General features: G+C 72.1%; 23 protein-coding genes, 5 tRNA genes and 1 pseudogene. 13 read left to right on the top strand and 16 right to left on the bottom strand.

Features of this window, described 5'->3' with window-relative positions:
* Window positions 1–21: 21 nt before the first annotated feature.
* On the bottom strand, window positions 22–405 hold the full coding sequence (locus ACIBQ1_RS51095; RefSeq protein WP_397289403.1) for a DUF6069 family protein: 384 nt from the start codon (window positions 403–405) through the stop codon (window positions 22–24).
* Between the two features lie 131 nt (window positions 406–536).
* Between ACIBQ1_RS51095 and ACIBQ1_RS51100 the strand changes: the two genes are divergently transcribed.
* Window positions 537–1,649, top strand: a complete 1,113-nt coding sequence (locus ACIBQ1_RS51100) for a sensor histidine kinase (RefSeq protein ID WP_397289405.1) — start codon at window positions 537–539, stop codon at window positions 1,647–1,649.
* The gene (locus ACIBQ1_RS51105) at window positions 1,637–2,290 is read left to right on the top strand and encodes a response regulator (protein WP_397289407.1); all 654 of its coding nucleotides are present in this window, start codon (window positions 1,637–1,639) and stop codon (window positions 2,288–2,290) included. Before ACIBQ1_RS51100 ends, ACIBQ1_RS51105 begins: the two co-directional genes overlap by 13 nt.
* Window positions 2,291–2,331: 41 nt before the next feature.
* Here ACIBQ1_RS51105 and ACIBQ1_RS51110 read toward each other — a convergent pair whose 3' ends face one another.
* Together ACIBQ1_RS51110 and ACIBQ1_RS51115 are read right to left on the bottom strand one after the other, a co-directional pair.
* Window positions 2,332–2,781 carry a MarR family winged helix-turn-helix transcriptional regulator gene (locus ACIBQ1_RS51110; protein ID WP_397289409.1) on the bottom strand — a complete coding sequence of 150 codons (450 nt, stop codon included), beginning with the start codon at window positions 2,779–2,781 and terminating at the stop codon, window positions 2,332–2,334.
* A 115-nt stretch (window positions 2,782–2,896) separates the two neighbouring features.
* Window positions 2,897–3,235, bottom strand: a pseudogene (locus ACIBQ1_RS51115) (STAS domain-containing protein); the annotation flags it as partial.
* Window positions 3,236–3,356: 121 nt separating this feature from the next.
* Here ACIBQ1_RS51115 and ACIBQ1_RS51120 point away from each other — a divergent pair.
* On the top strand, window positions 3,357–3,794 hold the full coding sequence (locus ACIBQ1_RS51120; RefSeq protein ID WP_397289411.1) for a helix-turn-helix domain-containing protein: 438 nt from the start codon (window positions 3,357–3,359) through the stop codon (window positions 3,792–3,794).
* A gap of 23 nt (window positions 3,795–3,817) precedes the next feature.
* Here the strand turns inward: ACIBQ1_RS51120 and ACIBQ1_RS51125 are convergent, their stop codons facing one another.
* The 6 genes from ACIBQ1_RS51125 to ACIBQ1_RS51150 form a co-directional block, all read right to left on the bottom strand.
* Window positions 3,818–4,639: a nitroreductase/quinone reductase family protein gene (locus ACIBQ1_RS51125; protein ID WP_397289413.1), complete on the bottom strand. Its 822-nt coding sequence runs from the start codon at window positions 4,637–4,639 to the stop codon at window positions 3,818–3,820.
* 237 nt (window positions 4,640–4,876) lie between these two features.
* Window positions 4,877–4,950, bottom strand: a tRNA-Val gene (locus ACIBQ1_RS51130).
* 5 nt (window positions 4,951–4,955) lie between these two features.
* Window positions 4,956–5,030, bottom strand: a tRNA-Arg gene (locus ACIBQ1_RS51135).
* 18 nt (window positions 5,031–5,048) lie between these two features.
* Window positions 5,049–5,121: transfer RNA gene (locus ACIBQ1_RS51140), tRNA-Glu, on the bottom strand.
* 12 nt (window positions 5,122–5,133) lie between these two features.
* Window positions 5,134–5,206, bottom strand: a tRNA-Leu gene (locus ACIBQ1_RS51145).
* A 13-nt stretch (window positions 5,207–5,219) separates the two neighbouring features.
* Window positions 5,220–5,290 (bottom strand) — tRNA-Ala (locus ACIBQ1_RS51150).
* 224 nt (window positions 5,291–5,514) lie between these two features.
* On the opposite strand from ACIBQ1_RS51150, the gene ACIBQ1_RS51155 reads away from it, so the two are divergent.
* A complete protein-coding gene (locus ACIBQ1_RS51155; protein ID WP_397289416.1) occupies window positions 5,515–6,267 on the top strand; it encodes a MerR family transcriptional regulator in 753 nt (250 codons plus the stop codon).
* On the opposite strand, the gene ACIBQ1_RS51160 is transcribed toward ACIBQ1_RS51155, so the two are convergent.
* Window positions 6,251–6,937, bottom strand: a complete 687-nt coding sequence (locus tag ACIBQ1_RS51160) for a TetR/AcrR family transcriptional regulator (RefSeq protein ID WP_397289418.1) — start codon at window positions 6,935–6,937, stop codon at window positions 6,251–6,253. The genes ACIBQ1_RS51155 and ACIBQ1_RS51160 overlap by 17 nt on opposite strands.
* A 191-nt stretch (window positions 6,938–7,128) precedes the next feature.
* Here ACIBQ1_RS51160 and ACIBQ1_RS51165 point away from each other — a divergent pair, with 191 nt between their 5' ends.
* On the top strand, window positions 7,129–7,677 hold the full coding sequence (locus tag ACIBQ1_RS51165) for an FAD-dependent oxidoreductase (protein WP_397289420.1): 549 nt from the start codon (window positions 7,129–7,131) through the stop codon (window positions 7,675–7,677).
* On the opposite strand, the gene ACIBQ1_RS51170 is transcribed toward ACIBQ1_RS51165, so the two are convergent.
* A complete protein-coding gene (locus tag ACIBQ1_RS51170; RefSeq protein WP_397289422.1) occupies window positions 7,667–8,551 on the bottom strand; it encodes a LysR family transcriptional regulator in 885 nt (294 codons plus the stop codon). The two genes, ACIBQ1_RS51165 and ACIBQ1_RS51170, sit on opposite strands and share 11 nt — an antisense overlap.
* A gap of 72 nt (window positions 8,552–8,623) precedes the next feature.
* On the opposite strand from ACIBQ1_RS51170, the gene ACIBQ1_RS51175 reads away from it, so the two are divergent.
* A complete protein-coding gene (locus tag ACIBQ1_RS51175) occupies window positions 8,624–8,989 on the top strand; it encodes a YybH family protein (protein WP_397289424.1) in 366 nt (121 codons plus the stop codon).
* Window positions 8,990–8,999: 10 nt separating this feature from the next.
* Here the strand turns inward: ACIBQ1_RS51175 and ACIBQ1_RS51180 are convergent, their stop codons facing one another.
* Genes ACIBQ1_RS51180 through ACIBQ1_RS51190 form a run of 3 tightly spaced genes read right to left on the bottom strand, consistent with a single transcriptional unit; the run spans window position 9,000 to window position 12,454 of the window.
* On the bottom strand, window positions 9,000–9,395 hold the full coding sequence (locus ACIBQ1_RS51180) for a DUF742 domain-containing protein (protein ID WP_397289426.1): 396 nt from the start codon (window positions 9,393–9,395) through the stop codon (window positions 9,000–9,002).
* Between the two features lie 6 nt (window positions 9,396–9,401).
* Entirely contained in the window at window positions 9,402–9,800 is a 399-nt protein-coding gene (locus ACIBQ1_RS51185; RefSeq protein WP_397289427.1) for a roadblock/LC7 domain-containing protein, read from the bottom strand.
* Window positions 9,797–12,454 carry a nitrate- and nitrite sensing domain-containing protein gene (locus ACIBQ1_RS51190; RefSeq protein ID WP_397289429.1) on the bottom strand — a complete coding sequence of 886 codons (2,658 nt, stop codon included), beginning with the start codon at window positions 12,452–12,454 and terminating at the stop codon, window positions 9,797–9,799. Before ACIBQ1_RS51190 ends, ACIBQ1_RS51185 begins: the two co-directional genes overlap by 4 nt.
* Window positions 12,455–12,861: 407 nt before the next feature.
* Between ACIBQ1_RS51190 and ACIBQ1_RS51195 the strand changes: the two genes are divergently transcribed.
* A complete protein-coding gene (locus tag ACIBQ1_RS51195) occupies window positions 12,862–13,854 on the top strand; it encodes an ABC transporter substrate-binding protein (RefSeq protein WP_397289431.1) in 993 nt (330 codons plus the stop codon).
* On the opposite strand, the gene ACIBQ1_RS51200 is transcribed toward ACIBQ1_RS51195, so the two are convergent.
* Together ACIBQ1_RS51200 and ACIBQ1_RS51205 are read right to left on the bottom strand one after the other, a co-directional pair.
* Window positions 13,851–14,861, bottom strand: a complete 1,011-nt coding sequence (locus ACIBQ1_RS51200) for a nitrilase-related carbon-nitrogen hydrolase (RefSeq protein WP_397289433.1) — start codon at window positions 14,859–14,861, stop codon at window positions 13,851–13,853. The two genes, ACIBQ1_RS51195 and ACIBQ1_RS51200, sit on opposite strands and share 4 nt — an antisense overlap.
* A complete protein-coding gene (locus ACIBQ1_RS51205) occupies window positions 14,858–15,841 on the bottom strand; it encodes a DUF1838 family protein (RefSeq protein WP_397289435.1) in 984 nt (327 codons plus the stop codon). The genes ACIBQ1_RS51200 and ACIBQ1_RS51205 overlap by 4 nt, the downstream gene beginning before the upstream one ends.
* Before the next feature lie 118 nt (window positions 15,842–15,959).
* Between ACIBQ1_RS51205 and ACIBQ1_RS51210 the strand changes: the two genes are divergently transcribed.
* From ACIBQ1_RS51210 to ACIBQ1_RS51235, 6 genes are all read left to right on the top strand, one after another.
* The gene (locus ACIBQ1_RS51210; protein ID WP_397289436.1) at window positions 15,960–16,598 is read left to right on the top strand and encodes a TetR/AcrR family transcriptional regulator; all 639 of its coding nucleotides are present in this window, start codon (window positions 15,960–15,962) and stop codon (window positions 16,596–16,598) included.
* 2 nt (window positions 16,599–16,600) lie between these two features.
* Entirely contained in the window at window positions 16,601–16,888 is a 288-nt protein-coding gene (locus ACIBQ1_RS51215; protein ID WP_397289438.1) for a DUF6204 family protein, read from the top strand.
* Between the two features lie 36 nt (window positions 16,889–16,924).
* Window positions 16,925–17,482 carry a helix-turn-helix domain-containing protein gene (locus ACIBQ1_RS51220; protein ID WP_397289576.1) on the top strand — a complete coding sequence of 186 codons (558 nt, stop codon included), beginning with the start codon at window positions 16,925–16,927 and terminating at the stop codon, window positions 17,480–17,482.
* Between the two features lie 38 nt (window positions 17,483–17,520).
* A complete protein-coding gene (locus ACIBQ1_RS51225; protein ID WP_397289440.1) occupies window positions 17,521–18,060 on the top strand; it encodes a GNAT family N-acetyltransferase in 540 nt (179 codons plus the stop codon).
* Between the two features lie 123 nt (window positions 18,061–18,183).
* A complete protein-coding gene (locus tag ACIBQ1_RS51230) occupies window positions 18,184–18,525 on the top strand; it encodes a hypothetical protein (protein ID WP_397289441.1) in 342 nt (113 codons plus the stop codon).
* A 22-nt stretch (window positions 18,526–18,547) separates the two neighbouring features.
* Window positions 18,548–24,949: a glycosyltransferase gene (locus tag ACIBQ1_RS51235; RefSeq protein WP_397289443.1), complete on the top strand. Its 6,402-nt coding sequence runs from the start codon at window positions 18,548–18,550 to the stop codon at window positions 24,947–24,949.

The raw sequence follows: 24,949 nt of genomic DNA on the forward strand, positions 1-24,949 counted from the left end.
ACGGCGCGATGATCGGCGAGGTCAGGCTCGTCGCCGGGCGAGCCCAAGGACGAGCACGGCGCCGACGACCAGGTGCAGCAGGATCAGCACCAGCGTCGCGGCGGCGCCGGCGGCGCTGCCGAGCGGGCCGGTGAGGGACAGGACGAGCACGACCAGGGCGGTGATCGTCCAGACGCGGCCGGGCCGGGGCGCCCACCGTTCCAGGGCGGCCAGCAGCGCCCAGCCGGCGAGCCCGGCCACCAGGCTCGCCACGACGACCGATACCGGGCCGACGGTCTGCGTTCCGGCGCTCATCCGCACGGTCAGGGTGGTTCCGGCCAGCGGCACCGCCAGGGCCCACACGGCCAGGGCGGCCGCGGGCGCGCCGATCACGGTGAGGAGCAGTCTTCTGGTGGAGGTGTTCATGCCGATCAGGTTCGCCTGGCGGGCCGGGCCGCCACATCGGGCGCGCGGTCGCGCTCGGTCCTTCCCCGGCGGGGTACGGGTCCTCCTTTAGTAGGTGATGGCGCCTTTGTGGCGAGGGCTAGCCTGGGCCGGTGAGCAAGACGCTGGTGGCGGTGGCGAGCGTGGTCCTCGGGGTGAGCGCGCTGGCCGGCGTGACGCTGTGGGGGCTGGACGGCGGGCCGATGCTGGGGCTGGACATCGCGGTCGCGGCGTTGAGCCTGGTCGCGGCGGTCGCCCAGCTGTGGTGGCCGGTCCCCGGGGCGCTCGCCGCCACCCTCCTCGCCGCGGTCTCCCCGGTGGCCACGCCGGCGGCGGGCATGGGGGCGCTGCAGGTGGCCCAGCGCAGGCGCTTCCCCGTCGCGGCGGCGATGGCGGCGGCGGGCATGGCGGCGCACCTGGTCCAGGGGCTGTGGCGGCCGAACTCCGGCGTCTCCTTCAACTGGTGGTCGCTGCTGATCTGCGCCTCGTACGGCGCGCTGCTCGGCTGGGGCGCGCTGGCACGTTCCCGCCGCGCGCTGCTCGTCTCGCTGCGCGAGCGTGCCCGCCGCGCCGAGGCCGAGCAGGGCAGGCGGGTCGCCGAGGCCCGGATGGCCGAGCGGCGCCGGCTCGCCCGGGAGATGCACGACGTACTGGCCCATCGCCTGTCGCTGGTGGCCACGCACGCCGGGGCGCTGGAATACCGCCCGGACTCCTCGCCCGACCAGCTCGCCCGGGCCGCCGGGGTGGTCCGCTCCGGGGTGCACCAGGCCCTGGAGGAGTTGCGGCAGGTGATCGGCCTGCTGCGCGAGGAGGACGATCTCCTGGACGAGCTGGAACCCCAGCCCACGCTGTCCGAGGTGGCGCGCCTGGTCACCGAGGCGCGCCAGGCAGGTCAGGCCGTACAGGTCAGTGACGAGACCACCGGCGCCGCCCCGCCCGTCGCCGGGAGGACCGGCTACCGCGTCGTCCAGGAGGGGCTGACCAACGCCCGCAAGCACGCCCCCGGCCAACCGGTGGAGGTGCTGCTGAGCGGCGCCCCCGGCGCGCGCCTGCTGATCGACATCAGCAACCCCCTGCCCCCGCCCGGCTCGGCCCCGGCCGCGCCCGGCAGCGGCGTCGGCCTGGTCGGGCTCACCGAGCGGGTACGGCTGGCCGGCGGGCAACTGGACCACCAGAGCACCGGCGGGCAGTTCCGGCTCCAGGCCTGGCTACCATGGCCGGCGTGATCCGCGTGCTCCTGGTCGACGACGACGCCCTGGTCCGCGCCGGGCTGTCCATGATGCTGGACGGCACCGCCGGCATAGCCGTCGTCGCCGAGGCGGCCGACGGCCAGGAGGCCGTCACCGCCACCGACGCCCACGCGCCCGACGTCGTCCTCATGGACCTGCGGATGCCGCGGGTGGACGGCATCACCACCACCCGCCGGCTGCGCGCCCGCGCCCGCCCGCCGGAGGTGATCGTGCTGACCACCTTCGACACCGACGAGAACATCCTGCACGCGCTGCGCGCCGGCGCCAGCGGCTTCCTGCTCAAGGACACCCCGCCGCCGCAGATCGTGGAGGCGGTCACGCGGGTCGCGGCGGGGGACCCGATCCTCTCCCCGCGTATCACCCGGCGGCTGATGGAGCGCACCGTCGCCCAGGCCGGGGCCTATGAGCGGGCCCGCGCCGCGCTGGCCGCCCTCACCCCGCGCGAGTACGAGGTCGCCGTCGCGATCGGGCACGGCCGGGCGAACGCGGACATCGCCGCGGAGCTGGCCATGGGCATCACGACGGTGAAGGCGCACGTCTCCAACATCCTCACCAAGCTCGACCTGGACAACCGCACCCAGATCGCGCTCCTCGCCCACGACGCGGGCCTCGCCTGAACGCTCCAGGGCCTGGGCAGGGGGCTGACCCCGCGGCGTGATCAGGGGCGATCGTGGCCGAGCTCGGCGAGGCGGGTCAGGGCGGGGAGGGCGGCGGCGATCGCCTGGCGCTGCTCGGGGGTGAGCCGGGCGATGAGCGGGGCCAGGTGGCGGGAGCGGTCGTCGTGGCGGGAGCGGCCGATCCGGCGGCCGGCCTCGGTGATGTGGACGAGCACGGCGCGGCCGTCGCTCGGGTCGGGGCGGCGCTCCACCAGCCCGTCACGCTCCAGCCGGGTGACGAGCTGGGTGATGCCGGGCTGGCTGACCTGTTCGGTCCTGGTCAGGTCGGTCAGCCGCATCGGACCCTCGCTGAACGCGAGGGTGTCCAGGACCGACAGCGTCGTGAACGGCAGCTTCTCCAGCACCGGGAGCCGGATGTAGAAGCGGTTGAACTGCTCGATCGCCGTGGTGAAGGCGTCCACATCGAGGTCGTCGCGCGAGGTCTCGTCCACGCCGAGAACCTATCGAATCTCGGTCGGGGCGGGCTCAGTCGGCGAGGCCCTGCCGGCGGCACCACTCCTCGACGCTCTCCGCCCGGCTCTCGACCGCCTCCCGCCAGTGCGGATCCGCGGTGATCGCCTCGGGCACGGAAGGGTGCGGGGGGAGCACGGTGACGAGCCCGGTGATGCGGAAGACGCGCAGGATCCGCTCCGTGTCGGTGACCAGGGTGAGGGAACCGCCCTGGGTGCGCTGCCGCTTGAGGCCGCCGATCAGGACGCCGAGGCCGGTCGAGTCGAGGAACCCGACCCCGCGCAGGTCGGTGATGACGTGACGGACGCCCTTGCCGGCCAGCTCCACCAGCCGCGCGCGCAGCTCCGGCGCGGTCTCCACGTCGATCTCGCCCGCGATCCTGAGCACGGCGCAGTCGCCGACCGGCCCGATCACCTCTAAATGAAAATCACGCATCGCGACTCGCTTGTCATCGCAGAAATTGACATGTAAATCTGTATCGCTACAGTAGCTCCATCGAACCGCTGGTGTCAACGCGGACATATCAGCGTCATTGCCCACGATGACAGGGGGACGAATGCGGGTCGAAGAGGCCATCGGGCTGCAGATCGCACGATTGCGGGCGGAGCGGCAGCTGTCGCTCACCGAGCTGGGCGAGGCGCTGGGCCGCTACCTCGACAGGCCGTGGAGCCGGCAGGCCGTCCACCAGGCCGAGCGCGGCCAGCGCTCCTTCACCGCCATGGAGCTGACCGGCCTCGCCCTGGCGCTGGACACGTCCATCCCGGCCCTGTTCCGGGTGGAGGACGGGGGCGTCGAGCTTCCCGGCGGGGCCGTCCAGCCCGAGGACTACCGGGGGATTCTCCTGAACAGGGAGCGGGAGTCACCGATCGACGGGGTCGAGGAGCTGATCGTCGCGCTGCACGACATCGAGGAGGTGCTGTCGCGTCCCGCCCTGGCCCGGCTGGCCCGCATCGGACGGGTGGCCGAGCAGGTGGCGGGGCCCGAGCGGGTGTAGGCCACGCCACCTGCCGGGCGGGATCAGCCGTTCAGCAGCGGTACGAGGTGCTCCTCCTCGTAGTCGAGGTGGGCCTCGACCTCCCGCGTGAGCCGCTCGACCTCCGCCAGCAACGTGCCGGGGGAGAGGCCGTCGTCGGCGAGGAGCGTCTGGAGCTGCTGGAGGAGCCGCTGGACGGCCTCGTGCTCGGCCCGCAGCCGGGCCATCGCGGGCGCCAGCTCCGGGTAGCGCCCCTCCATCGCGGGGAAGATGAAGCCGTCCTCGCGCGTGTGGTGCTCGTGCAGGTTGTGGCACATGGTCAGGCAGTTGACGCGCAACTGCGCGACCACGCGCGGGCCCGAGCGGGCGACCTCGGTGCGGATGCGGGCCAGCTCCCTGCGGAAGGCGTCGTGCACCTGCTTGAGCACGTCGCCCAGGCGGCCCGCGGGCGGCCCGTCGAAACCGGGCAGCAGCGCGACCACGGGCAGCACCCGGCCCGCGTTCTCCTGATAGCGGCCCCAGCCGGGGTCGGCCTCCACGGCTCGGGCGAACATCCGATCGCGTTCCTCGCCCTCCAGCACGACCGCCTTCGCCTGATAGGTGAAGACGCCGTCCTCCACGGTGACCTGAGGGTTGGCGACGAGGTTGTGGTACCAGGCCGGGTGTCGCGGCGCGCCGCCGGCCGAGGCGATGATCAGGGTGCGCTCGCCGTCGGGCAGGTAGCCGAGCGGCGTGGTGTGACGCGCGCCCGTGCGCGCTCCGACGGTCGTCAGAAGGAGCAGCCTGGCTCCCTCGAACATGCCGCCGACCTGGCCGCGGTTGGCCCGGAATTCGTCGATGATCTGCTGGTTGAAGTCAATGGGCATGCGTGTTGGCACTCCGAAGAGAGATGGTTTCAGTCGATGACCTGGGAAACCCGGAACGGCACGCCGAAACGACGTGCTCGGGTCAGCTGCGTTCAGGCACGCCCAGCGATGTGAGAAGTCATCGGCCTCATCCCCTTCGGTACGGCGCCTCCATGCCGCCGCCGTGCAAACGGCCGGCGTCACGCGACGCGACGGCCATTACACGTTGATCCACGGCGGATGTCAAGCCGTGTTCGGTCGGCCTGGCAGGAGTCGAACCTGCGACGCCCGGTTTGTAGGACCGGCGCTCTGACCACCTGAGCTACAGGCCGTTCTGCAGCCCCAGCAGGATTCGAACCTGCAACAGACCCGGCTTCGTAGGCCGGCGCTCTCTCCATTGAGCTATAGGGCTATGTAAATCAAAACTCCGTACCCCGTACCGGACTCGAACCGGCGATTTCCCGGGTGAAGGCCGGGCGTCCTGACCGCTGGACCAACGGGGCCTTGTCCTTACGTACGTCCGGCGGGATTCGAACCCGCACCGTCCGGTTCCTTAGACCGGTGCCTCTGCCATTGGGCTACGGACGTGCCAGTACTTTCGTGGACCGACAGGATCTCGAAACCTGAACTCCTGCTTGCAGGGCAGGTGTGATGCCTTTTCACCATCAGCCCAAAGAGAAAGGCCGCCCGGATGCGTGCCCGGCGGCCTCTGGAGGATCCTTGAGAGGGATTATCCAGAAGCCCGCCCGGCTAGCACGAGCGCGCCGCCGCACGCCGCGCCCCGGCAATAGTGGCGTTCGGCTGCGAATCGCATGGCGGGCCTTTCCTTTCGTTCTTCCGACAAACCTGACAGTAGCGGGTGTGCGGCGGCCGATGCCATTGATTTATGGTGGAGCATGCGGATCGGAGAGCTTGCCGCGCTGCTCGGGGTGTCCACCCGGACCGTGCGCTACTACCACCAGCAAGGCATCCTGCCGGAGCCCGCGCGCCTGGCCAACGGCTACCGCGAATACGGCATGCGCGACGCCATCGCCCTGGCCCGCGTGCGGCGCCTGGTGGAGCTCGGGCTGAGCCTGGAGGAGGCCCGCGACGTCATCGCGGACGACCGCTCCCGCGAGCTGCCCGACATCCTCGCCGAGATCGACGCGGACCTGGCCCGGCAGGAGCACGAGATCCAGCAGCGCCGCCGGCGGCTGGCCGAGGTGCTCAAGCAGGCTGAGGCCGGGTCGCTCGGCCCCGACGACACCTCCTCGCCCGAGCTGCTGGCGTTCCTGCGCACGGTGGAGCTGCCGGCGTCGAAGGCCGCGGCCTGGGACCGGGAGCTGCTGGTGCTGATGGACAGCATGGCGGCGCGCGGCGAGCGGAAGCAGGCGTTCGCGATGTTCGACACACTGGCGGCCGATCCTGAGGCGACGGCGCGCGGCCACGACTTCTACCGCCGGCTCGACGCGCTGGCCGACGCCGCGCCGGACGATCCCCGGGTGGGGCCGCTGGCGGAGTCGCTGGCCGACTACAGCGCGGGGCACCTGCTGGCCGGCTCCGGCCCGCCCGACTGGGATCCGGGGGCGGTGGAGCCGTTCCTCGACGGGCTCGCCCCCGCGCAGGCGGAGGTCGTACGGCAGGCGATGCGCCTCATGACCCGCCGGTGACGCGCGGGGCGACCCCGTCGAGCACCCAGTCGAGACCTTCGTCGAAGTCGGGCTGGACGTCCTCGCCCGCGATCATCCTGGCCGTCGCCGGGTAGCGGCCGGTGGCCAGCATCCGGGTGAGGTAGGGGCCGACGGTGCGCCGCCACTCCTGTTCGTCCAGGCCGGAGGCGCGCTCGGCCCGCAGCTCGGTGATCTCCCACCTGACCGCACCCATCACGTACGCGTTCACGGTGCCGACGACCCGCAGCATCGTGGCGACCGGCGTGTCCGCCAGTGCCGCCAGCGAGGCCTCGCGGAAGGCCATCGCGTTGGGCCCCAGGTGCGGCCGCCCGCCCAGCAGGTCGGCGAACCACTCGTGGCGCAGCGCGGCCTGCCTGGTGCGCTGGGCGAGATCCTTCAGCGCCGCCCGCCAGTCGTCGCCGGCCGGCTCCGGCGGGACGATCTCGCCGTACACCTCGTCCACCATGAGGTCCAGCAGCTCTTCCTTGGTGGACAGGTAGCCGTACAGGCGCATCGGGCCCGCGTCGAGCGCGGCGCTGACCTTGCGCAGCGACACCGCGTCGAGTCCCTCGCGGTCGGCGAGGTCGATGGCCGCGCGCACGATCCGCTCCCTGCTCAGCGGGCTCGGCGTGGGCCTGCTCGGCGGCTCGGGCCGCTCCCAGACGAGCATGGGCTCACCTCCTGGGGAATGAGAGTACACCGCCTTCTGTTGATACAGTGTATTGACCAATGCGCTGTATCAATGGGCTCGTCTCATGACAGTTCCGCGCGCTGGCCCGGCCGGAGGGGCAGGAACGGCGCACCCTCGACGAGCACGGGACCCTGCATCACCACGAGCAGCCCGCCGACGGCGACGAGAGCATGCCGGAGATCGACCGGGGGCAGTTGCGCGGCCTGTTCATCGACTCGCTCGCCGACGGCACCATCCGCTGGGGCCACGGCGTCGAGGATGTCGCCGGGCGGAGCGTGCGCTTCGGCGACGGCTCCAGTGAGGAGTTCGATCTCGTCGTGGGCGCCGACGGCGCCTGGTCCCGGGTACGCCCGAGCGTGTCGGAGGCGCGACCCGCCTGCACCGGCGTCACCTTCGTCGAGACCGGTTTCGAGGAGCCGGTCGGCCACTCCTGGACCCACACTCCGGGCGTCACGCTGCTGGGCGACGCGGCCCACCTGATGCCGCCGCTGGGCGTGGGCGCCAACCTCGCCATGCTCGACGGCGCCGAGCCGGCCGACGCCCTGGCCGCTGCGCTGACCACCGGGCCCGACGTGGACGCGGCTGTCCGCGCTTACGAGAGCGTCATGTTCCCCCGCGCGGCGCGCTGGGCCCGCTTCACCGTCGACGGCCTGGAGGCTCTCTTCTCCCCGGAAGGCGTCAAGGGCGCCCTGCGCCTCTTCGACGGCCTCAACCGCTGACCGCGAAAGCCTGCCGGCCGCGGGCGAGGAGCTCCCGTACGGCCGGGCCGTGACCGGTGCGCCAGACCAGCGCCAGCAGAGCGGGCTCCGCGGCGTCGGAGATGGTGCGGGCGACGAGCCGGTCGCGGTGGCGGGCGGCCATGGAGTCGCTGAGGATGCCGACGGCGACGCCGCGGGCGGCGAGGTCGGCGATGGCGTCGGCGGCGCTGGCCTGCAGGGCGATCGCGGGCCTGCGGCCCTGCGCGGCGCAGGCCTGGTCGAACACCGCGCGCAGCCCCGTGCCCGGCGGCATGCACGCGATCGGGTACGCCTCCAGCTCGCGCAGGCCGACCTGGGGCAGCTCGGCCAGGGGATGGTCGGGCGGGACGGTCACGACGAGGCGCTCGCTGATGATCGTGAGCGCCTCCAGCCCTTCGAGGGCGTCGGTGGCCGTACCGACGAGGGCCAGGTCGATCGTGCCTGCGCGGACCCCGTCGATGAGCCGGTCGGAGTTGTCCTCCAGCAGCACGAGCTCCACGCCGGGGTGCGCCCGGTGGAAGGCGGCCAGCGCGTCGAACAGCGGCGTGACCGTGCAGCCGATCACCATCCCGACCGTGAGCCGCCCCCGGATCAGGTCGGTCACCTCGCCCACCGCCTCGCCGACCGCCCCCGCCGCCGCGAGCGCGGCCCGGGCGTGCTCGAGCGCCGCCCGGCCCGCGACGGTCAGCGTGGCGGTGCGGCCCGACCGGTCGAACAGCTCGGCGCCGAGCTCGCGCTCAAGCTGGCGGATCTGAGCGCTGACGCCGGACTGGCTGATGTGCACCCGCTCGGCGGCACGGGTGAAGTTCTGCTCCTCGGCGACCGCCACGAAGTACTCCAGCTGCCTCAGTTCCATAACTGGAAATTCTAGCTTCCATCAGAACCATCTGTTGGACTTCTGATGGGGTGGCCGGGCAGGCTGGGAGCCATGACGGAACACGAGAAGGCCATGCGGCCGGAGGACATCACCCGCCTGTTCGTCGAGCGGTCCAACGCCGGTGACGCGGCCGGGGTGGCGGCGCTTTACGAGGAGGACGCCGTGCTGGCCTACCCGCCCGGCAGCCAGACGGTGGGCCGGGAGGCGATCCGGGAGCTGTGGGAGAAGGTGCTGGCCGGGCGGCCGCGCTTCGAGCCCGAGCAGCCGCTGCCGACCCTGATCCACGGTGACATCGCGCTCACCTCCACCCCGCCGAAGGACGGGGCCGGCGCGCGGGCGCAGGTCGTACGCCGCCAGCCGGACGGGAGCTGGCTGCGCGTGATCGACCAGCCGGAGTTCGTCCCGCCTGCCCGCTGAGGGGCCGGGCTCAGAGCCGCTGCAGTCCGCTGAGCACGCGTTCCAGCAGGCCGGCGTCCGGCCGTCCGCCGGGCAGGCGCGGGTGGTACAGGTGCAGCAGCCCTTCAGCCGCCATGTCGGCGATCAGCACGCGGGCGACCCCGAGCGGGATCTGCAGCACCGCGGCCACCTCGGCCACCGAGCGCACCTGCCGGCACAGCTCGCTGATGGTGGCGTACTCGGGCGTGATCAGGGCGAAGGTGTGCGGCGGGGCGTCGGCGGAGCACACCAGGGCCTCCATCGCCAGCTTGATGCGCGGCGCGGTGCGCCCGCCGGTGACGGCGTAGGGCCGGACCGGCGAATCCTGGTCCTGCTCGTCGGGGTCGGGCGGCGGCCGCCAGCCGCCACCCCAGGGCGGGTCGGTCATGCCCGCTCACCAGGTCTGCCGGGCGCGAAGTGCCGGGGTGAGCACCTGCCCGGCGCGGTCGGCCAGCAGCGTCATCTGGTACGCCACCACGCCCATGTCACAGTCGGGGGCGGCCAGCACGGCCAGGCAGGAGCCGTCGCGGATGGCCACGTTCAGCATGAGCCCGCGCTGCATCTCGATGGCGGTCTGGATGACCGGGCCGCCCTCGAACAGGGTGGCCGCGCCCTGCGTCAGGCTGGCCAGCCCCGAGGCGACGGCGGCCAGCTGCTCGGCGCGTTCAGGGGGGAAGCCGGCCGAGACGGCGAGGGGCAGTCCGTCGGAGGAGACGACCGCGGCGTGGGCGACGCCGGGAACGGACCGGGCGAAGTCAGTGATCAGCCAGTCGAGATTGCCGGTGCGGGTCATGGGCCTTCCTCGCGGGTCGTGCTCCCTGCATCGAAAGGAGGGATAGCGAAAGGAGGGATGCTGCGCATGCAGATGTCGTCGCGGGCCGTTCGGAACCCCTGCTGGTAGCTGGCCATGCGGTCGCGGACCTGCTCGGGGGAGATCTGCGGGATGGGGGCGACGCCCTTGGGCACCGAGGGGGTCTCGGCGCTGCCGGGCACCAGATTGGCCTTGGGCACTCGTTTGGGCAGGCCGGAGGCGGTGGTGCCGTCGTTGGCGGGGCTGGCGGCGGCCTCGGCCGCGCTCCATCCGGCGTCGGCCTGGAGAGAGCTCCAGGCGCCGTCGGAGGTGTCGTGGTTGAACCAGGCCGACTCCACCGCCGCGAAGATCGGCAGGTAGCCGTCGGGCGTGGGATCGATGTTCACCCCCATCGACAGGGGGTCCGCGGGGGCTCTCCCGACGGGGCCCGCCGCGCCGCCGAAGGCCGGGTTCCCCGGGACCGGGCCAGGCCCGCCGCGCAGGAGGTCGAAGCGCGCCCTGGCCCCGGGCGTGTCGAACATGCCGGGCCAGATGGAGGGCGCCGACCGGCCGTTCGAGGGCTCGTCGGTCGCGGGATCGGTGGCGAACGACGGCCAGTTGGCCGCGCTCGGCTCCATGGACGGCGAGTACGGCCGCGGCGGCGGGACCACGGTCGGGGGATTGGTGGCCCAGGAGTCCGATATCTCGAAGGGCCGCCCGAAGGAGGCCGCCGCTCCAGCCGTCGCCCCAGCCGTCGCCGTCTGCTGGGCGGGCGCCTGCAGCAGCGCCTCCGGCAGGAACACCGTCGCGGTCAGGCCCTTGGAGTCGTTGAGGTTCAGCTGCACCCGGATGCCGTGGCGATGGGCCAGGCGGGCGACCACGAACAGCCCCATGCGGCGCGAGACCGAGACGTCCACCGTGGGCACGTGGGACAGGCGCTCGTTGGCCTGCGCGAGCTCGTCGGGGACCATGCCGATGCCGCTGTCGGAGATGGACAGCACGACGCCGCCGCCCTCGATCGCGGCGGCGGTGACGACGACGGGCGTGGTCTGGGGCGAGAACGACAGCGCGTTCTCCACCAGCTCGGCCAGCAGGTGGATGATGTCGTTGACGGCCTGCCCGGAGACGGCGCTGCGGGTGGCGACCCGGGGGGTGACCCGCTCGTAGTTCTCCACCTCCGACAGGCAGGCGCGTACGACGTCGGCCAGGCTGACCGGCTTGTTCCAGCGTCTGGGAGGCTCCTGACCGGCCAGGAGCAGCAGGTTCTCATTGTTGCGCCGCATGCGCGTGGCCAGGTGGTCGAGCGTGAACAGGCTGGACAGCCGCTGCTCGTCCTGCTCGCCCCGCTCCAGCCCGTCGATGAGCTTGATCTGCCGCTGCACCAGGGTCTGGCTCCGCCTGGACAGGCTGACGAACATGGCGTTGACGTTGGCGCGCAGCCTGGACTCCTCGCCGGCCAGCCGGACGGCCTCGCGGTGGACCTCGTCGAAGGCCCGCGCGACCTCGCCGACCTCGTCCAGGGAGTCGACCCCGATGGGCGGGATGGCCATGGGGATCTCGTCGCCGGTGTCGCGCAGCGAGCGCACAGTCTGGGGCAGGCGTACCCCGGCGATGTGCAGGGCCTCGGTGCGCAGCCGGCGCAGTGGCCTGACCAGCGACTGGGCCATGATGGCGGTGACCATCAGCACCGCGAGCAGCAGCAGGAGGCTGTAGGTGGCGGCCAGCAGGGCGTCGCGGCGCGCGGAGTCCTGCAGCGTGCGGCTCTGCACGTTGATCGACTCGCCGAGCCGCCGCTGGACGGTCCACATGCCGTCCACGGTGCCGCTGATCGCCTCGAACCAGCGCTCGGCGTCGTCCTCGCGCTCCGGGTCGAGGTCGATCCGGCGGCCCTCGGTGACCTGGGCCAGCGCGCGCAGCCTGATCACCTCGGCGCGGTCCACCAGCGTGCCGGTGACGGTGTCGTCGTAGGTCTGCAGCTGGTCCAGCGTGGCCACCGACCTGAACACGGCGATCTCGCTCTCCTGCTGGGCGCGCGCGGCCATGAAGCGTTCGAGCTCGCCGCTCTGGAAGCGGCCCGCCGAGGCCACCGCGGCGAGCAGGCCGCGCTGCTGCGAGGCGGCGTCGTGCGCCTTGGACAGGGCCGCCAGCGCGCGGACGCTGTTGCCCAGGGTCTCCTCGTCGCCGCCCTGGGCGATCTGGTCGTGGAACTGCTGGAAGGCGCTGATGATCTGGGAGTACTTGGTCAGCGCGGGCAGCGCGGGCAGCTGGGTCGACTGCACGATGCCGCGGGTCGCGGGGATCTCCGGCAGGCGGCTGATCATCTGCTGGGTGATGGTCCAGGCGATCTCGCCGTGGTCGGGGCTGATCACCTGGGCCTTCGCGCGGACGGCGGCGACCGCCTCGTCCACGGGGCCGAACTGGCGGCGCAGCGGCTCCGCGCGCGCGGCCGAACGGCCGGCGGCCACGAAGTAGACCGCGAGGTCGCGCTCGCGGGCGAGCTGGTGGGTCAGCTCGATGACGGTGTCGCCGAGCCCGGCCTTCTCCAGGACCCGCTGGTACTGGCCCGCCGCGGCCCACGAGGTGATCACCTGCTGGGCGCCGAGCACGACGCCCACCCCGGTGGGGATGAGGATCAGGGCCACGAGGCGGGCCCGCACCCGCCAGTCCCGCAGCCGCAGCCCTCGGTTCTGCCGCCTGTGAGGGTGCGTTAATCGGGGGCGACGGCCGCGCGCGGTCGGTTGCTTCGTCACTGGCTCCCCACTCTGTCGCCTGAACGCACGCCGGCATGCGAGGCGCGTGATGCGCGCCCTGAGACGAAGAGCAATTTGAGCACACACCGACGAGGTAGGCCAACCTTACAAAGACCGTGACTTCCATTGGAATGGCTGATTGACCTGGAATCCCTCCTCTCTGCCCAAGGCTGCCGGAAATAGGACACTTTTGGACAACCCGTAATGATCCGACGAGTCATGACTTATGACATTTCATGGCAATTGTCGCAAGTCCTGCTGTACGATCACCGGCGGCCTTTCGGTTGCGTGGACTCTCCAAGGAGAAACCCTCGATGGAATCCGGTTCTGCTTTTCGCGCGATCCTGGCGTTACTGGCCGCCGTCGCCCTCGCCGGGTGCGGCGGCGGCAGCCGCCCCGCCGCGAGCACGGGCGTGCCGGGCGACCTGGAGAAGACCGCGCTGACCATCGGCGTCAGCCCCACCCCCTCCTCGGCGCCGGTGTTCATCGCCGATCGCAAGGGCTTCTTCAAGGCCGAGGGCCTGACCGTCAAGACGGAGATCATCCAGGCCCCGCAGGCGGTCATGCCGAAGATCCTCAACGGCAGCATCGACATATTCAAGGGCAGCTACGTCTCCCTGATCAACATCCAGGACAGCGGCGCGGCCAAATTGAAGATCCTTTCAGACACTTTGCAGGGCGCGCCCGGCATCGCCGGCGTCGTCGTACGCAAGGACTCCCCGCTGCAGACCCCCAGAGACCTCATGGGTAAGACGATCGCGGTCAACTCCCTGAACAATCTGGGCACCATCTCCATGAGCGCCCATTTGAAGGCGCATGAAGTAGCGCCGAAACAGGTGAAGTTCGTCGCCATCGATTTCCAGGCGCAGCTGGGCGCGCTGACGAGCGGGAAGGTGGACGCGGCCTGGATGGTGGAGCCGTTCCTGTCGGCCGCCCAGCAGGCCGGCGCCCGGCTGCTGCTCGACACCAACACCGGCCCGACCGACGCGCTGCCGATCGACGGCTGGGCGGGCACGGCGGACTGGGTGAGCAGGCACCCGAAGACGACCGCCGCCTTCCAGCGGGCGGTCGCCAAGGCCCAGCGCCTGGCCGCCACCAACCGCGCCGAGCTGGCCGAAGTCGTCCCGCTCTACACCCAGACACCCAAGCAGGCGGTGATGACCATGGCGATGGGCACCTTCCCGACCTCCCTGAACCCCAAGCGGATCCAGCGGGTGGCCGACCTGATGTACGAGTTCGGCTACCTGAAGTCCAAGGTGGACGTGGCCTCCATGGTCGTCGCCGAGCCCGTCGCCCAGCCCGGTTAGTCGCCGGGGCCGTACAGGCGCTCGATCGCCTCGGCCTGCCTGGCGGCGAACCAGGCGCGGTCGCGCGCGCCCTGCGACAGCCCGCCGGGCCGCTCGCCGTCGTGCCTGGCGTACTCCTCGGCCCACAGCCCGGTCTTCACCCGGCTCAGCAGGTTGCCCATGCCGGGCCGGCGCCGCAGCCGGCGCAGCGCGCCCACGTCCAGCTCGGCGGCGGCCACCAGCGACTCGCCCGCGCCCGCCCGGGCCAGCACGCGCCCCTGGTGGTCGAGCACCTCCGAGCCGCCGTTGGTGGAGTCGCCGGGGATCGGGATGCCCCGCAGGCCGCCGCTGTTGGCCGAGACGACGTAGGCGAGGTTCTCGGCGGCCCGGGCGCGGCGGGCGATTGCCTTCGGGGTCGGCTCCGGCGAGGAGGCCTCGGAGGTGGGGTGGCAGAAGACCTCGGCGCCGCGCAGGGCCAGCGCGCGGGCCAGCTCGGGCATGAGGATCTCCTCCGAGGCCAGCACCGCCAGGTTGCCGATCTCGGTGCGGGCCACCGGCAGCACCCCGTCGATGCCGTAGACCTCCAGGTAGCGCTCCCACACGTCGTACGGGCTCGGCGTGAACATCGAGTGCAGCCTGCGGTACCGCAGGACCGGCGCACCCTGCGGGGAGAGGATGACCGACGCCTGGAAGTACAGCTCGGGGAAGTGCTCGTCACGTTCGTAGGCGTTCACGCACAGGTAGAGCTCGTGCCGGGCGGCGATCTCGGCCAGCGCCTCGTACTCCGGGCCGCCGGGGTCGAGCGCGGCCCGGTCGCGCCACTCGGCGAAGCTCTCGCGCATCGGGAAGCCGGTCAGCACGTATTCGGGCAGCACCACCAGCCGCAGGTCGCGGCCGAGCCAGGCTTTGCTGCCGCCGACCTGCTCGCCGATCCGCCCGATGGCGGCACGGATGGCGGCCCTCGGGTCGGCGGCGGCGTTGACGGCCCTGGTCTCCACCTGGAGGGCCAGGGCCGTGTAGGCGGTCATGAGCTTCCGTTGGCCGCGCACCAGGACGACCAGGTGGTGGCGCCCTTGCCGAGCTGCTTGTTGTAGAAGGAGGTCCAGGAGTTCTCGCTGGCGCCGGGCGCGGTGGGGGCGGAGGTGAAGAGCGGGTGGTTCGCCTCGACCTCGGCGCGCAGCCACGGCTCGATCTCGCCGTAGGAGTTCAGCGACCAGCTGCGGGCGTGGTAGGTGAGCTGGCCGCGCACGTCGCTCTCGGCCAGGCACATGAACGGCGCCCACGGGCTCGTACGCGCCCAGCTGATCTTCGTCTTCATGGCCCCGGAGGGGACGGTGCCCGCGACGGTCCTGGCCGACGCCTCGCGCTCGTCCACGGAGAAGTCGAACATCTCCTGGGCCGCGTACACGCCGCCCACCAGGCCGAACCGCTCGCCGAGGGCGGTGCCGAAGTCCGCGCGCACGGGGATGTCACTGGTCCACACGTTCTCATCATGCAGCTGACGCACCGGCGGGCCCACGTAGGAGGAGGTGATGTTGAACGGGCCGAAATTCACCGTGTCGTTGTTGATGGGGATGACCGGATAGGTCTTCCGGTCGACGGGGTTCGTCCATTCCCGCAGGATCCGCGTGGGGTCGGCGGGGTCGGTGTAGAAGACGATCTCGCGGGAGAGCTGGTAGAGCTGCGTCGTGTCCGGCACCCGGTACAGGCGCCTGATGTTGTAGCCCTCGATGTTGAACAGCTTCTGGCCGTGCCGCATCGCCGGGTCGAGGCTGTTGCCTTCGATGTTGGCGTACACGCTGCCCGAGATCCGGAAGACCATGTCCTTGCCGTCGGGACGGCCGAAGGTCTGGAGCGAGAGCAGGCCGCTGCGATCGGTGACCGTCTTGTAAACCGGTCCCGGAGAGGTCGGATCGGCATTCCTGTCGTCGGCCGACGCCCCCGGAGCGGTCACGCTCAGGAAGAGGGCGGCGAGGGCTAAAACCCGGAGGAAAGGGCGCTTGACCATGGGTCCACTCCGAACACGAAGGCGATTGAGCGAGCCCAATGTGATCATGTCACGCTCCACGCTGTCCATCGCGGGCCTAAAACTGAAATGGACCCCAAATTTGGAGTAGACTCCAAGTATGATGGAGGGGCTCCGGGAGCGGAAGAAGCGGCAGACCCGGCGGCGCATCAGCGACGTGGCCATCGGCCTGTTCGTGGAGCGCGGCTTCGAGCACGTCACGATCGCCGAGGTCGCGGCGGCCGCCGAGGTGTCGGTGAACACCGTCTACAACTACTTCCCGGCCAAGGAGGACCTCGTCCTGCCGCCGGAGGAGGCCTCGCCGCACCGGCTGGCCGACATCGTGCGGGAGCGCCCGCCCGGTCGTTCGGCGGCCGGGGCGGTGCTGGCGCGGCTGCGCGAGGAGGTGCGCGGGCGCGAGCGCCGGGTGGGGCTGACGGAGGGGTTCGGGCGGGTGCTGGAGATGATGCGGGCCGCGCCCACGCTGGCCGCCCGGCTCGACGAGCTCAGCCGTCAGATGACCGACGAGCTGGCCGCCGTGCTGGCCGAGGAGACCGGGGCGGCCGAGGGCGATCCGCTGCCGCGCGTGGTGGCCTGGCACATCGGGTGCCTGCACGCGCTGGTCTACGCCGAGATCGGCCGGCGGACGGTCGCGGGCGAGCCGCCCGACGCCATCGCCGCCGCCGTGCTGGAGCTGATGGATGTCGCAGAAGGGCTGCTGGGCGAGCGTGTCCTGGCCTATGCCGTACGAAAGGGATGACCGTGTTCAGGGTGACGATCAGGGGCAAGTTCAAGGAGCTCGACGACGCGGGGCGGTCCGCCGTGCTGGCCGCGAGCGGCGCCGCGTACACCGAGGCCGGGACTTTCACCCATGACGCGGGCGTCACGGCGTTCACCTTCCGCTGCCAGGTGCCCGCCGGACCGGACGACGGCGAGGACGACGCGGCGCTGGGGGCGATGGCCGCGCTGGAGTCGCACGGGCATCCGCACGAGATCCTGCGGCTCGCGGTGACCGACATGCGCGATATCAAGGTGCGGCGTCGCCACTGATCTCAGATATGGGATACATTCCCTTATGTGAGACAGATGGAGGAGGTCGAGGTCCGGCTCGCCGGGCGGCTCGCGGAGCTGCGCGTCGAGCGGGGCTGGTCGCTGGAGGAGCTGGCGAGCCGGTCGGGGGTCAGCCGCTCGACGCTGTCGCGGCTGGAGCGGGGGGAGATCAGCCCGACCGCGGCCCTGCTGGGCAAGCTGTGCGCCGTTTACGGGCATACGATGTCGCGCCTGCTGGCCGAGGTGGAGTCCGAGCCGCCGCAGCTCGTCCGGGCGGGGGCGCAGGCGGTGTTCCGGGATGACGAGTCCGGGTTCGTTCGGCGCTCGGTGTCGCCGCCCCAGCCCGGCATGCGGGGCGAGGTCGTGGAGGGCCGGCTGCGGCCAGGGGCGGACATCTCGTACGACGCGCCGCCGGTGCCCGGGCTCGAGCAGCACATCTGGGTGCTGGAGGGGGTCGTGGAGATCACCGCCAACGGCCACGCGCACACCGTGGAGGCGGGCGACTGCCTGCGCTTTCGCCTGTGGGGGCCCTCCCGTTTCCGCTGCCCCGGCCCCGACCCGGTCCGCTACGCCCTCCTGGTCGTCCTCCCGTGACCCGCGTCGACCCGAGCGAAGGATCTCAGCGAAAGGAGATGAGGAAGCGCATGCCCGCCATCGAGCGTCTGAGCGCCGAGGACTTCGACGCCGCCGTCAAGGAGCTCGCCCGGCTGCTGGTCGACGCGGTGGACAGCGGCGCGTCGGTGGGCTTCGTCGTGCCGTTCGACCACGAGGAGGCCGCCGCCTGGTGGCGGGCCCAGGCTCCGGCGGTCGCCGACGGCAGCCTCATGGTGTGGGTGTGCCGCGACGGCGGCGCCCTCAGCGGCACCATCGGCCTGGCCCTGGCGCGCAAGCCGAACGCCCGCCACCGCGCCGAGATCGTCAAGCTGATGGTCCACCGCGACGCCCGGGGCCGGGGCCTGTCCCGCGCCCTGCTGGCCACCGCCGAGCGGGCCGCCCTGGCCGCCGGGACGGACCTGCTGCTCCTGGACACCGAGACCGGCAGCACCGCCGAGCACGTCTACCTCACCGGTGGCTGGACCCGCTACGGCGTCGTCCCCGACTACGCCGGCTCCCCGGACGGCACCCTCCAGGACTGCAGCTTCTTCTACAAGCGCCTCACGGCGTCCGGGTGAGCGCGGTCCGGTCATTTCGATGATCGGCGAAGTGACGTCTTCGTGCCTTCCTCGCGAACTAGCGTTCATTCGCAGTACATGGCCCGTACACATGGGGGGCCCGTGTGTTGGGGGCGAGAGGCAGTGGGCGAGCGGCTGGAGATCCACCGGCAGGTGGTCGTGGGTGGGGTGGCGCGCTGGACGGACGCGGCGGTCGCGGCACGGGACAAGCTGGCCGAGGCCGCGGCCAGGATCGAGAGCCTGCACGCGGCGGCGCCCTGGGGGCGCGATTCGGCGGGCCGGGAGTTCGAGCGGGCGTATCTGGCCGACGACGGCCCCAACGTGCTGCTCCGGACGGGTGCGGAGCTGACGGGGTTCGCGGTGTCGGCGGGGACGGCCGTGACGGAGAACGTCCGCAACTCGGAGAGCGCCGCCGCCGACTTGGGGACCACCAAGGGGTTGGAAGGGCGCGAGAAGCCGGCCTGACCACGCGGCGGGGAGGAAACTCGTGACCAGGAACGTCAGCACGCCCGTCACCGACCCGCCGGCCGGTCAGGACAACACGATCGGCAGTGCCGGTTATGCCACCGACGTCACACCCGCGTGGGGGACGGGCCTGCCCGCGTGGTGCAACGCGCTGATCTCGCTGCTGTCGTCCGGAGACATGTGGCCGGAGTGCAAGGAGTCCTATGAGGCGCAACTGGCGGTCGCCTTCGAGGACTGGAGCAGGGCGGCGATGGAGTTCGCCGCGGCCGGGGGCACGGCGCGTGATCTGCTCAAGCGCGGTTATCTGGGCCCGGCGGCGGAGGAGTTCTACCGGCGGGCCGAGGAACTTCTCGACGAAGAGAAGGGGATCCCGGCCCTGGCCGGACTGGCGCACTCGTATGCGCTCCAGCACGACACCTTCGCGCGGGAGACCCAGTACGCCAAGCTGCTGATCAACGCCGGGTTCTACATCACCGTCTCGTCCATCGCCATCTCCGCGTTCGCGGCCGCCGCCGGCGCCGGTGCGCTGTCCGGGGTGATCGGCAAGTTCGCCGTGCGGTTACGGGCGTTCATGGACAAGGTGTTCACGTGGCTCGAACGTGTGGCGGGGGCCAGGTACGCCGGCCAGGTCGCCGTCAAGGGGGCGCCGAAGCTCGCCGCGCTGGCGGGACGGAAGGCCGGCAAGGGGCTGCTGGCCAGGGCGGCGGCCGGCCACCTCCTCAGGGAGCTGCCCGAGGAGATCGGTGAGGGTTTCCTGACGGACTTCGTCGCCCAGCAGGAGCAGATGGACCGGGGCACCCGTACCCGATGGGACGGGCAGAAGACCGCCTCCACGATCCTGGGCGACGCCACGGGCGCGGTGCTCGCGTCGAAGGTCACCGGGCCCATGGCGGGGCTCGTCGGACGGATGCCCGGGATCAGCGCGCTCAACAGGGCCGCGGGCGACGCGCCCGGCGTGCTCAACGCGGTCATGCGCTTTCCCGGCAGGGCGGCGCAGACCGCTCTCACGAACGCGGTGATCTCGACGCCGGCCGGCATGATCTCCAACGCCGTCGTGTACGGCAGGGTAGAGCTGCCGACCGTGCAGTCGTTGCTGGGCAGCGCGATGGCGGGCGTGGGGCGGACGAACACGATCAGCCCGTTCAGCGTGGACGTCATGAGCGCGATCGTCAATCCGCGACGGGCCCTTGACGCCGCCACCACGGCCGCGCTGGCCGCGGACACGGCGCGCGCGGCCGCATCTCCTGCCGCGACCATGGACGCCCCTGTGCAGGGACGCGCGGATGCGCCGAGCCTGCCTGAGACGGGTCCCGCGGCGCACAGGAGCGAACCGGGCGGCGCCACGAGGACACCGGACCGGCCGGAGCAGGCACAACAGCCGGCGAGACAGCCGGACCGACCGCGCGTCGCAGGCGCCGGGGATACGACCGACCACGTGGCGACGACCGATCGCCGGGACACGACGAGCGCCGCGCCGGCGCCGGATCGCAGTGGCGCGGCCGACCACCCTGAGCTGGCCGACCACCCCGAAACGGCCGACCCCCAGGGCGTGGGTGGCGGCCCTCAGGCGGTCGACCACGCCGAGGTGCGGCCCGTGGACGGCGCACGGGCGGACGTGCAGGCGGGGCCGCAGGCAACGCCTGAGCAGGCGACCGAGCAGGCGCAGACGCCGCCCGGCGGCGCGCCCGCCACCGGGCCGGCCCCCTCTCGGCCGCCGCAACTGAGCGTCGCCGAGCCGGCGGCGGGCGGCGCGAGCCTCCACGACCTCCTGAGCGGCAGGGACGTCGCTCAGACCGGCCACGCCGCGACACCCCAAGCCCCACAAGGAACCAGTGCGGCGCAGGTACAAACAGCCCCGGAAGGGCCGATCGAGGACCCCGGCAACCGGCGGCCGTACCGGTACGAGACCAGCGGCCCGGATCAGTGGAAGCTGACCGAGGAGGACAACGACGATCCGCAGGGGCGGGCCGAGCGGCTCAGGGAGCGCTACACCTCCCGGGCCGACGACGTCCTGCGGGACGAGCAGGCCCGGCAGCGCGAGCGGCTCTGGCAGGAGCACCGCCGCCGGCTGGCCGAGGCGGCGCCGGACGAGCGGGGGCCGCTGCGCCGGCAGCTGGCCGAGGAATGGGGCCGCCTCACCCAGCAGCACGAGCTCGACCGGGCCGGGCTGCGCGTGCTCGCGTACTGCACCGAATGGGACCCCCACAAGGGCGGCATCATCGCCGTCAACAGGAAGCTGGTCGAGGCGCTGGCGGAGGCCGGGCATGACGTGTACGTCCGCGTCGGGCACGAGGTGCCGGACGGCCTGGGTGGCGAGCGGCTGCACGTGATCGGCCCCCGGAGCTACGACCCTGGCCGCAGCGAGATGGACCAGCTCGAATTCGACGGCGAGGAACTGCCGCCCGAGGTGGACGTCGTCATCGGGCACAGCCGCTACTCCGGCCCGGCCGCCCTGCGGGCCCGTGAGGAGCTGTATCCGGACACGCCGCTCGTGCACATGCTGCACATGGTGACCGGCGCGCTCGGGCGCATCGCCGACATGGAGGCGCTGGGCCGCGACTTCGAGGGCATCGAACGGGCGATCGTCTCCGAGGCCGACATGCTGGTGGGCGTCGGACCGGTGCTCGCGAGCGAGGCGCGACGGCTGGCCGACACCAATCCCGGTGATCGCGAGCCTCCGGTGCACGAGTTGCTGCCCGGCGTGGCGTTCGAGGCCCCGCGGCAGCGGCCGTTCTTCGGGGAGCGGACCCGTACCGTGCTGCTCATCGGCCGCGCCGACGCCGCGCAGAAGGGCGGGCACGAGGCGGCGCTCATGATCAGGGAGCTGCAGAAGGACCTCGACGTGCGGCTGGTCATCCGGGGCGCGGCCCCGGAGACCGTGCTGGAGGCCAGGGAACGGCTGTCGACCGTGGCGGGCAGGGAGGTCGAGGTCAAGCCCTTCACGCTGGACCGCCAGGAGATGCTGGCCGACATGCGGCGGGCCGACGTGGTGATCATGCCGTCGCGCGGCGAGGGGTTCGGGCTGGTCGGGCTGGAGGCGGCCGGCGCGGCGGTGCCCATTCTGGTGCCCCGGTCGAGCGGCGTCGGCGCCCTGCTCGGCGATTCCGGCCGCTTCCCGCCGGAGCTGATCCGCTCCAGCCTGGTCGAGCAGGGGTTCGAGGACCGGGTGCCGGTCGAGCGCTGGGTCGCGCACCTGAAGGAGATCCTGCGGGACGTGCCCAGGGCGCAGGAGAAGGCCCGTCAGCTCCAGGAGGTCCTGCGCGAGGCGAACTCCACGTGGAAGGGCGCGGCCGAGTCCCTGGTCGCGGCCGTACGCGGTCTGGAACCCGGCCCCGCCACCGGGACGGCGGCACTCGACCTGCCGCCGCTGTCGGGCGACGGCTGGGTGAACTGCGCGCAGGGCCACGCCCACTGGGGCCGGTTCGGCGGGGCGGGCCTGCTGGCCGTCCACCGCGGCCCCGACGGCGTGCACGTGCTCATGCAGCAGCGGGGCCCGTCCACCCACTTCGGAGGGACCTGGTCCCTGCCGGGCGGGGCGCGCGACAGCCACGAGGCGGCGCCCGCGGCGGCCATCCGCGAGACCACCGAGGAGAGCGATCTTTCGCCCGACGAGCTCGACGTCGAGCAGGTCATCAGGAACGATCACGGCGGCTGGGCGTTCGACACGGTGATCGTCTCCGTCCCGCGGCGGGCACCGGTCCACGTGAATGGTGAGGAGTCCCTGGCGATGGCCTGGACCCCGATCGACAGGGTCACCGAGCTCGACCTGCACCCGGACTTCGCCGCCGGCTGGCCGCGCCTGCGGGCGGCGGTGGAGGAGGGGAGACCGGCGCCTCCCGCCGAGGCCGGACCCTCGTACCCGGCGGCGGCCAGGTTCGGGTTCGCCGACGCCCCGGCTCTGGCACTGCCCGCGCATCCCGTCACTGGCGCCCGGGTGACGGGCAGGCAACCTCTCCCGTTCGGCGACGGCCTGCTGAACCGGGAGCTCGTCACGCTCGACGACGGCACCCGGACGGTCTACGAGAGGTACGCCAACGCCGGGGACGCCCTGGTCAAGGTGCTCGACTCGCACGTCGGCCGCGCGGTCGGGGCCCGGATGCCGCTGTCGTACGCGCTCGGCCGCCGGGACGTCTACACCGACCACATGCCCGGCGAGCCGGCGTCCGCGCGGCACCAGGACCTGACCGGGCAGGGCCGGCCGGCCACCCGCGACGGGGTGTTCCTCGGCCTGTACCACGCGGTGACGGCCAAGCACGGGTTCACCCCGGCGGATCTGACGCTCGGCCCGCGCGGCAGCCTCATCGGGACGGGCGACGGGGCCACGTCCCACCTGCTGCTGCCCGACGCGGCGAACCCGTTCGTCCAGACGTTCTTCCGCGAGACCGAGCCGCGCGTGTTCAGGTGGGTCGACAATCCGATCCCGCCGGGCGACATCGCGATCGTCCGTCGCCAGCTGGACAGCCTGCGCCCGCTGTTCGCGCGGATGAACCGGCTCCCCATGTACGAGGGGGTGCTCCAGCGCTTCGCGCACGTCGCCGAGCACGCGCGGGGGACCGGGCGGCTGCTGCCCAGGGCGGCCGACCACGGGGTCACCATGCCCGAGACCCGGCCGCCCGTCCACTACCCGGCGCCTGCGCCGCCCGGCTCTCCCGAGCGCGCGCACGCCCGCGAGGCCGCGGAGGCACTGCTGACCGGCGACGGCCGGTTCACCGACACCAGCGACGCCAAGACGCACGCCATCGACGCCCTCGCGCGAAGAATGCGGTCGTCGACGCCCGAGCTGGTCCTGGCCGCGGTCGGCCTGCACGTCGGCTCCGACATGATCAACCGCCTGGGCGACCGCGACTACGTGCTGGTGCCGTTCAACGAGCGTTTCCCGTCCATAGGCGCGCAGGTGCGCCACGTCGGCGAGCTCGACGCCGCCGACCCCCGCCACGCGCCCGGCAAGGTGATCCGGATGGACACCCCGGACGCCGAGTCCCTGGTACGGCGGATCGCCGTGAGCGAGCTCTTCGCGGCCTGGGCACACCGCAACGCCAACAGCAACGCACGGGTCCTGGCCCTGCAGGAGGTCGTCCAGGAGGAGTTCGGCCTCACCGAGGCCATCTCCTGGCCGATGGACGGCAAGACGCGCAGCGCGGTCGACATGGAGCTGCTGTACAACCGCGACACGCTGCGGGAGTTCGTGCGCGCGCAGTACGAGACCACGCAGGAGGAACTGGCCAGGCGCGGCATCCACGAGGTGATCGCGTACAGGGGGATGGCCTGGCCGGAGGGAGGGCACTCGGCGTGGGACGCGCTGCGCCCCGGGGACATGGTCGAAATGCGGAGCCGGCCGCTGGCGAGCTGGTCCGCCGACCGGAAGGTGGTCATGGACTGGCTGGACTCCCTCGACGGCCGCGGCGTGCTGCTGGTCGACAGGAAACCGGCACAGGACATCATCTCCACGCCGCTGACGGGCATGGGCTTCTTCGGGCAGCGCGAGTTCGTCTCGCTCCCTGGCGACCGGCTGGTGACGCTGGACCACATCACCGCGCGAGGGCCTATGGAGCAGGTCGATCCGCCGGCCGTCCTCCCGGGCCCCGCCAGCAGGCAATGGCGGCCGGCTCCCGTGATCGCCGGAGACCTCGATCTCACCGACCCGCTGAGCCGCCGCATCGACCGGGTGCTCAACGAGGGGGAACCCCATCCCCCGTGGTGGCCCGCCGACGACTCCGGCTACCGCATCTCCAAACGGGACCTCGACTTCCTCGGCATCACCCCCATGCAGATCAAGTGGCTCGTCACCCGGCAGGCGCCGCTGGGCATGACGCCGGAGCAGTACCACCGGTACGCGGGCGAGCTGCTCGACGCGCTCGGACGCGACGGGATCGGGCCGTCCGAGGTCGACCTCCGGCTCAAGGGGACCGGCGCCGAACTGTTCGCCGGGCTGCACAAGACGTTCCCGGGAGCGGAGACAGCGGCCGGCAACCCGGAAGCGGCGCGCAGGCTGCGGGAATGGTTCGGCGACGACCCGATCCGCCCGCTGCGCCGCCCGTTCGACTCCATGTACCGGCTGCGGCTGGAGCCGCAGCCGAGCGACTACGACATGGACATCTCCAGCACCCCGATGGTGCGGGTGGCCCGCTCGCACTGGGCTCCCGACCGCTACCCGGGCGACTTCATGGGCGGTCACGGCTACATCGACAAGCAGAGCCTGATGGAATCCTTCCCCGAACTGGCGACATGGAAGAATGACTGGGAGGCGTTGCTGGGGCGGCCCATCTCGCTGGGGCTCTTCGAGTCCAGCGGGCCGTTCGACGGTACGGTCACGGGCTCCGAGCTGTCCTCGCACTTCCGCGACACCGACTGGATCATCCACAACCCGGACAACCCGAGAGCCTGGCTGGTCGACTGGCCGTTCACCGACGAGGGAGGACACTGA

Origin of the sequence: Nonomuraea sp. NPDC050153, assembly GCF_044460125.1 — a bacterium.
Taxonomy (GTDB): Bacteria; Actinomycetota; Actinomycetes; order Streptosporangiales; family Streptosporangiaceae; genus Nonomuraea.

Coding starts and splice junctions, on each gene's coding strand:
- ACIBQ1_RS51095 (WP_397289403.1), bottom strand. CDS start 405: ATGAACACCTCCACCAGAAGACTGCTCCTCACCGTGATCGGCGCGCCC.
- ACIBQ1_RS51105 (WP_397289407.1), top strand. CDS start 1,637: ATGGCCGGCGTGATCCGCGTGCTCCTGGTCGACGACGACGCCCTGGTC.
- ACIBQ1_RS51120 (WP_397289411.1), top strand. CDS start 3,357: ATGCGGGTCGAAGAGGCCATCGGGCTGCAGATCGCACGATTGCGGGCG.
- ACIBQ1_RS51125 (WP_397289413.1), bottom strand. CDS start 4,639: ATGCCCATTGACTTCAACCAGCAGATCATCGACGAATTCCGGGCCAAC.
- ACIBQ1_RS51155 (WP_397289416.1), top strand. CDS start 5,515: ATGCGGATCGGAGAGCTTGCCGCGCTGCTCGGGGTGTCCACCCGGACC.
- ACIBQ1_RS51160 (WP_397289418.1), bottom strand. CDS start 6,937: ATGCTCGTCTGGGAGCGGCCCGAGCCGCCGAGCAGGCCCACGCCGAGC.
- ACIBQ1_RS51165 (WP_397289420.1), top strand. CDS start 7,129: ATGCCGGAGATCGACCGGGGGCAGTTGCGCGGCCTGTTCATCGACTCG.
- ACIBQ1_RS51170 (WP_397289422.1), bottom strand. CDS start 8,551: ATGGAACTGAGGCAGCTGGAGTACTTCGTGGCGGTCGCCGAGGAGCAG.
- ACIBQ1_RS51175 (WP_397289424.1), top strand. CDS start 8,624: ATGACGGAACACGAGAAGGCCATGCGGCCGGAGGACATCACCCGCCTG.
- ACIBQ1_RS51180 (WP_397289426.1), bottom strand. CDS start 9,395: ATGACCGACCCGCCCTGGGGTGGCGGCTGGCGGCCGCCGCCCGACCCC.
- ACIBQ1_RS51185 (WP_397289427.1), bottom strand. CDS start 9,800: ATGACCCGCACCGGCAATCTCGACTGGCTGATCACTGACTTCGCCCGG.
- ACIBQ1_RS51195 (WP_397289431.1), top strand. CDS start 12,862: ATGGAATCCGGTTCTGCTTTTCGCGCGATCCTGGCGTTACTGGCCGCC.
- ACIBQ1_RS51200 (WP_397289433.1), bottom strand. CDS start 14,861: ATGACCGCCTACACGGCCCTGGCCCTCCAGGTGGAGACCAGGGCCGTC.
- ACIBQ1_RS51205 (WP_397289435.1), bottom strand. CDS start 15,841: ATGGTCAAGCGCCCTTTCCTCCGGGTTTTAGCCCTCGCCGCCCTCTTC.
- ACIBQ1_RS51210 (WP_397289436.1), top strand. CDS start 15,960: ATGATGGAGGGGCTCCGGGAGCGGAAGAAGCGGCAGACCCGGCGGCGC.
- ACIBQ1_RS51220 (WP_397289576.1), top strand. CDS start 16,925: ATGGAGGAGGTCGAGGTCCGGCTCGCCGGGCGGCTCGCGGAGCTGCGC.
- ACIBQ1_RS51225 (WP_397289440.1), top strand. CDS start 17,521: ATGAGGAAGCGCATGCCCGCCATCGAGCGTCTGAGCGCCGAGGACTTC.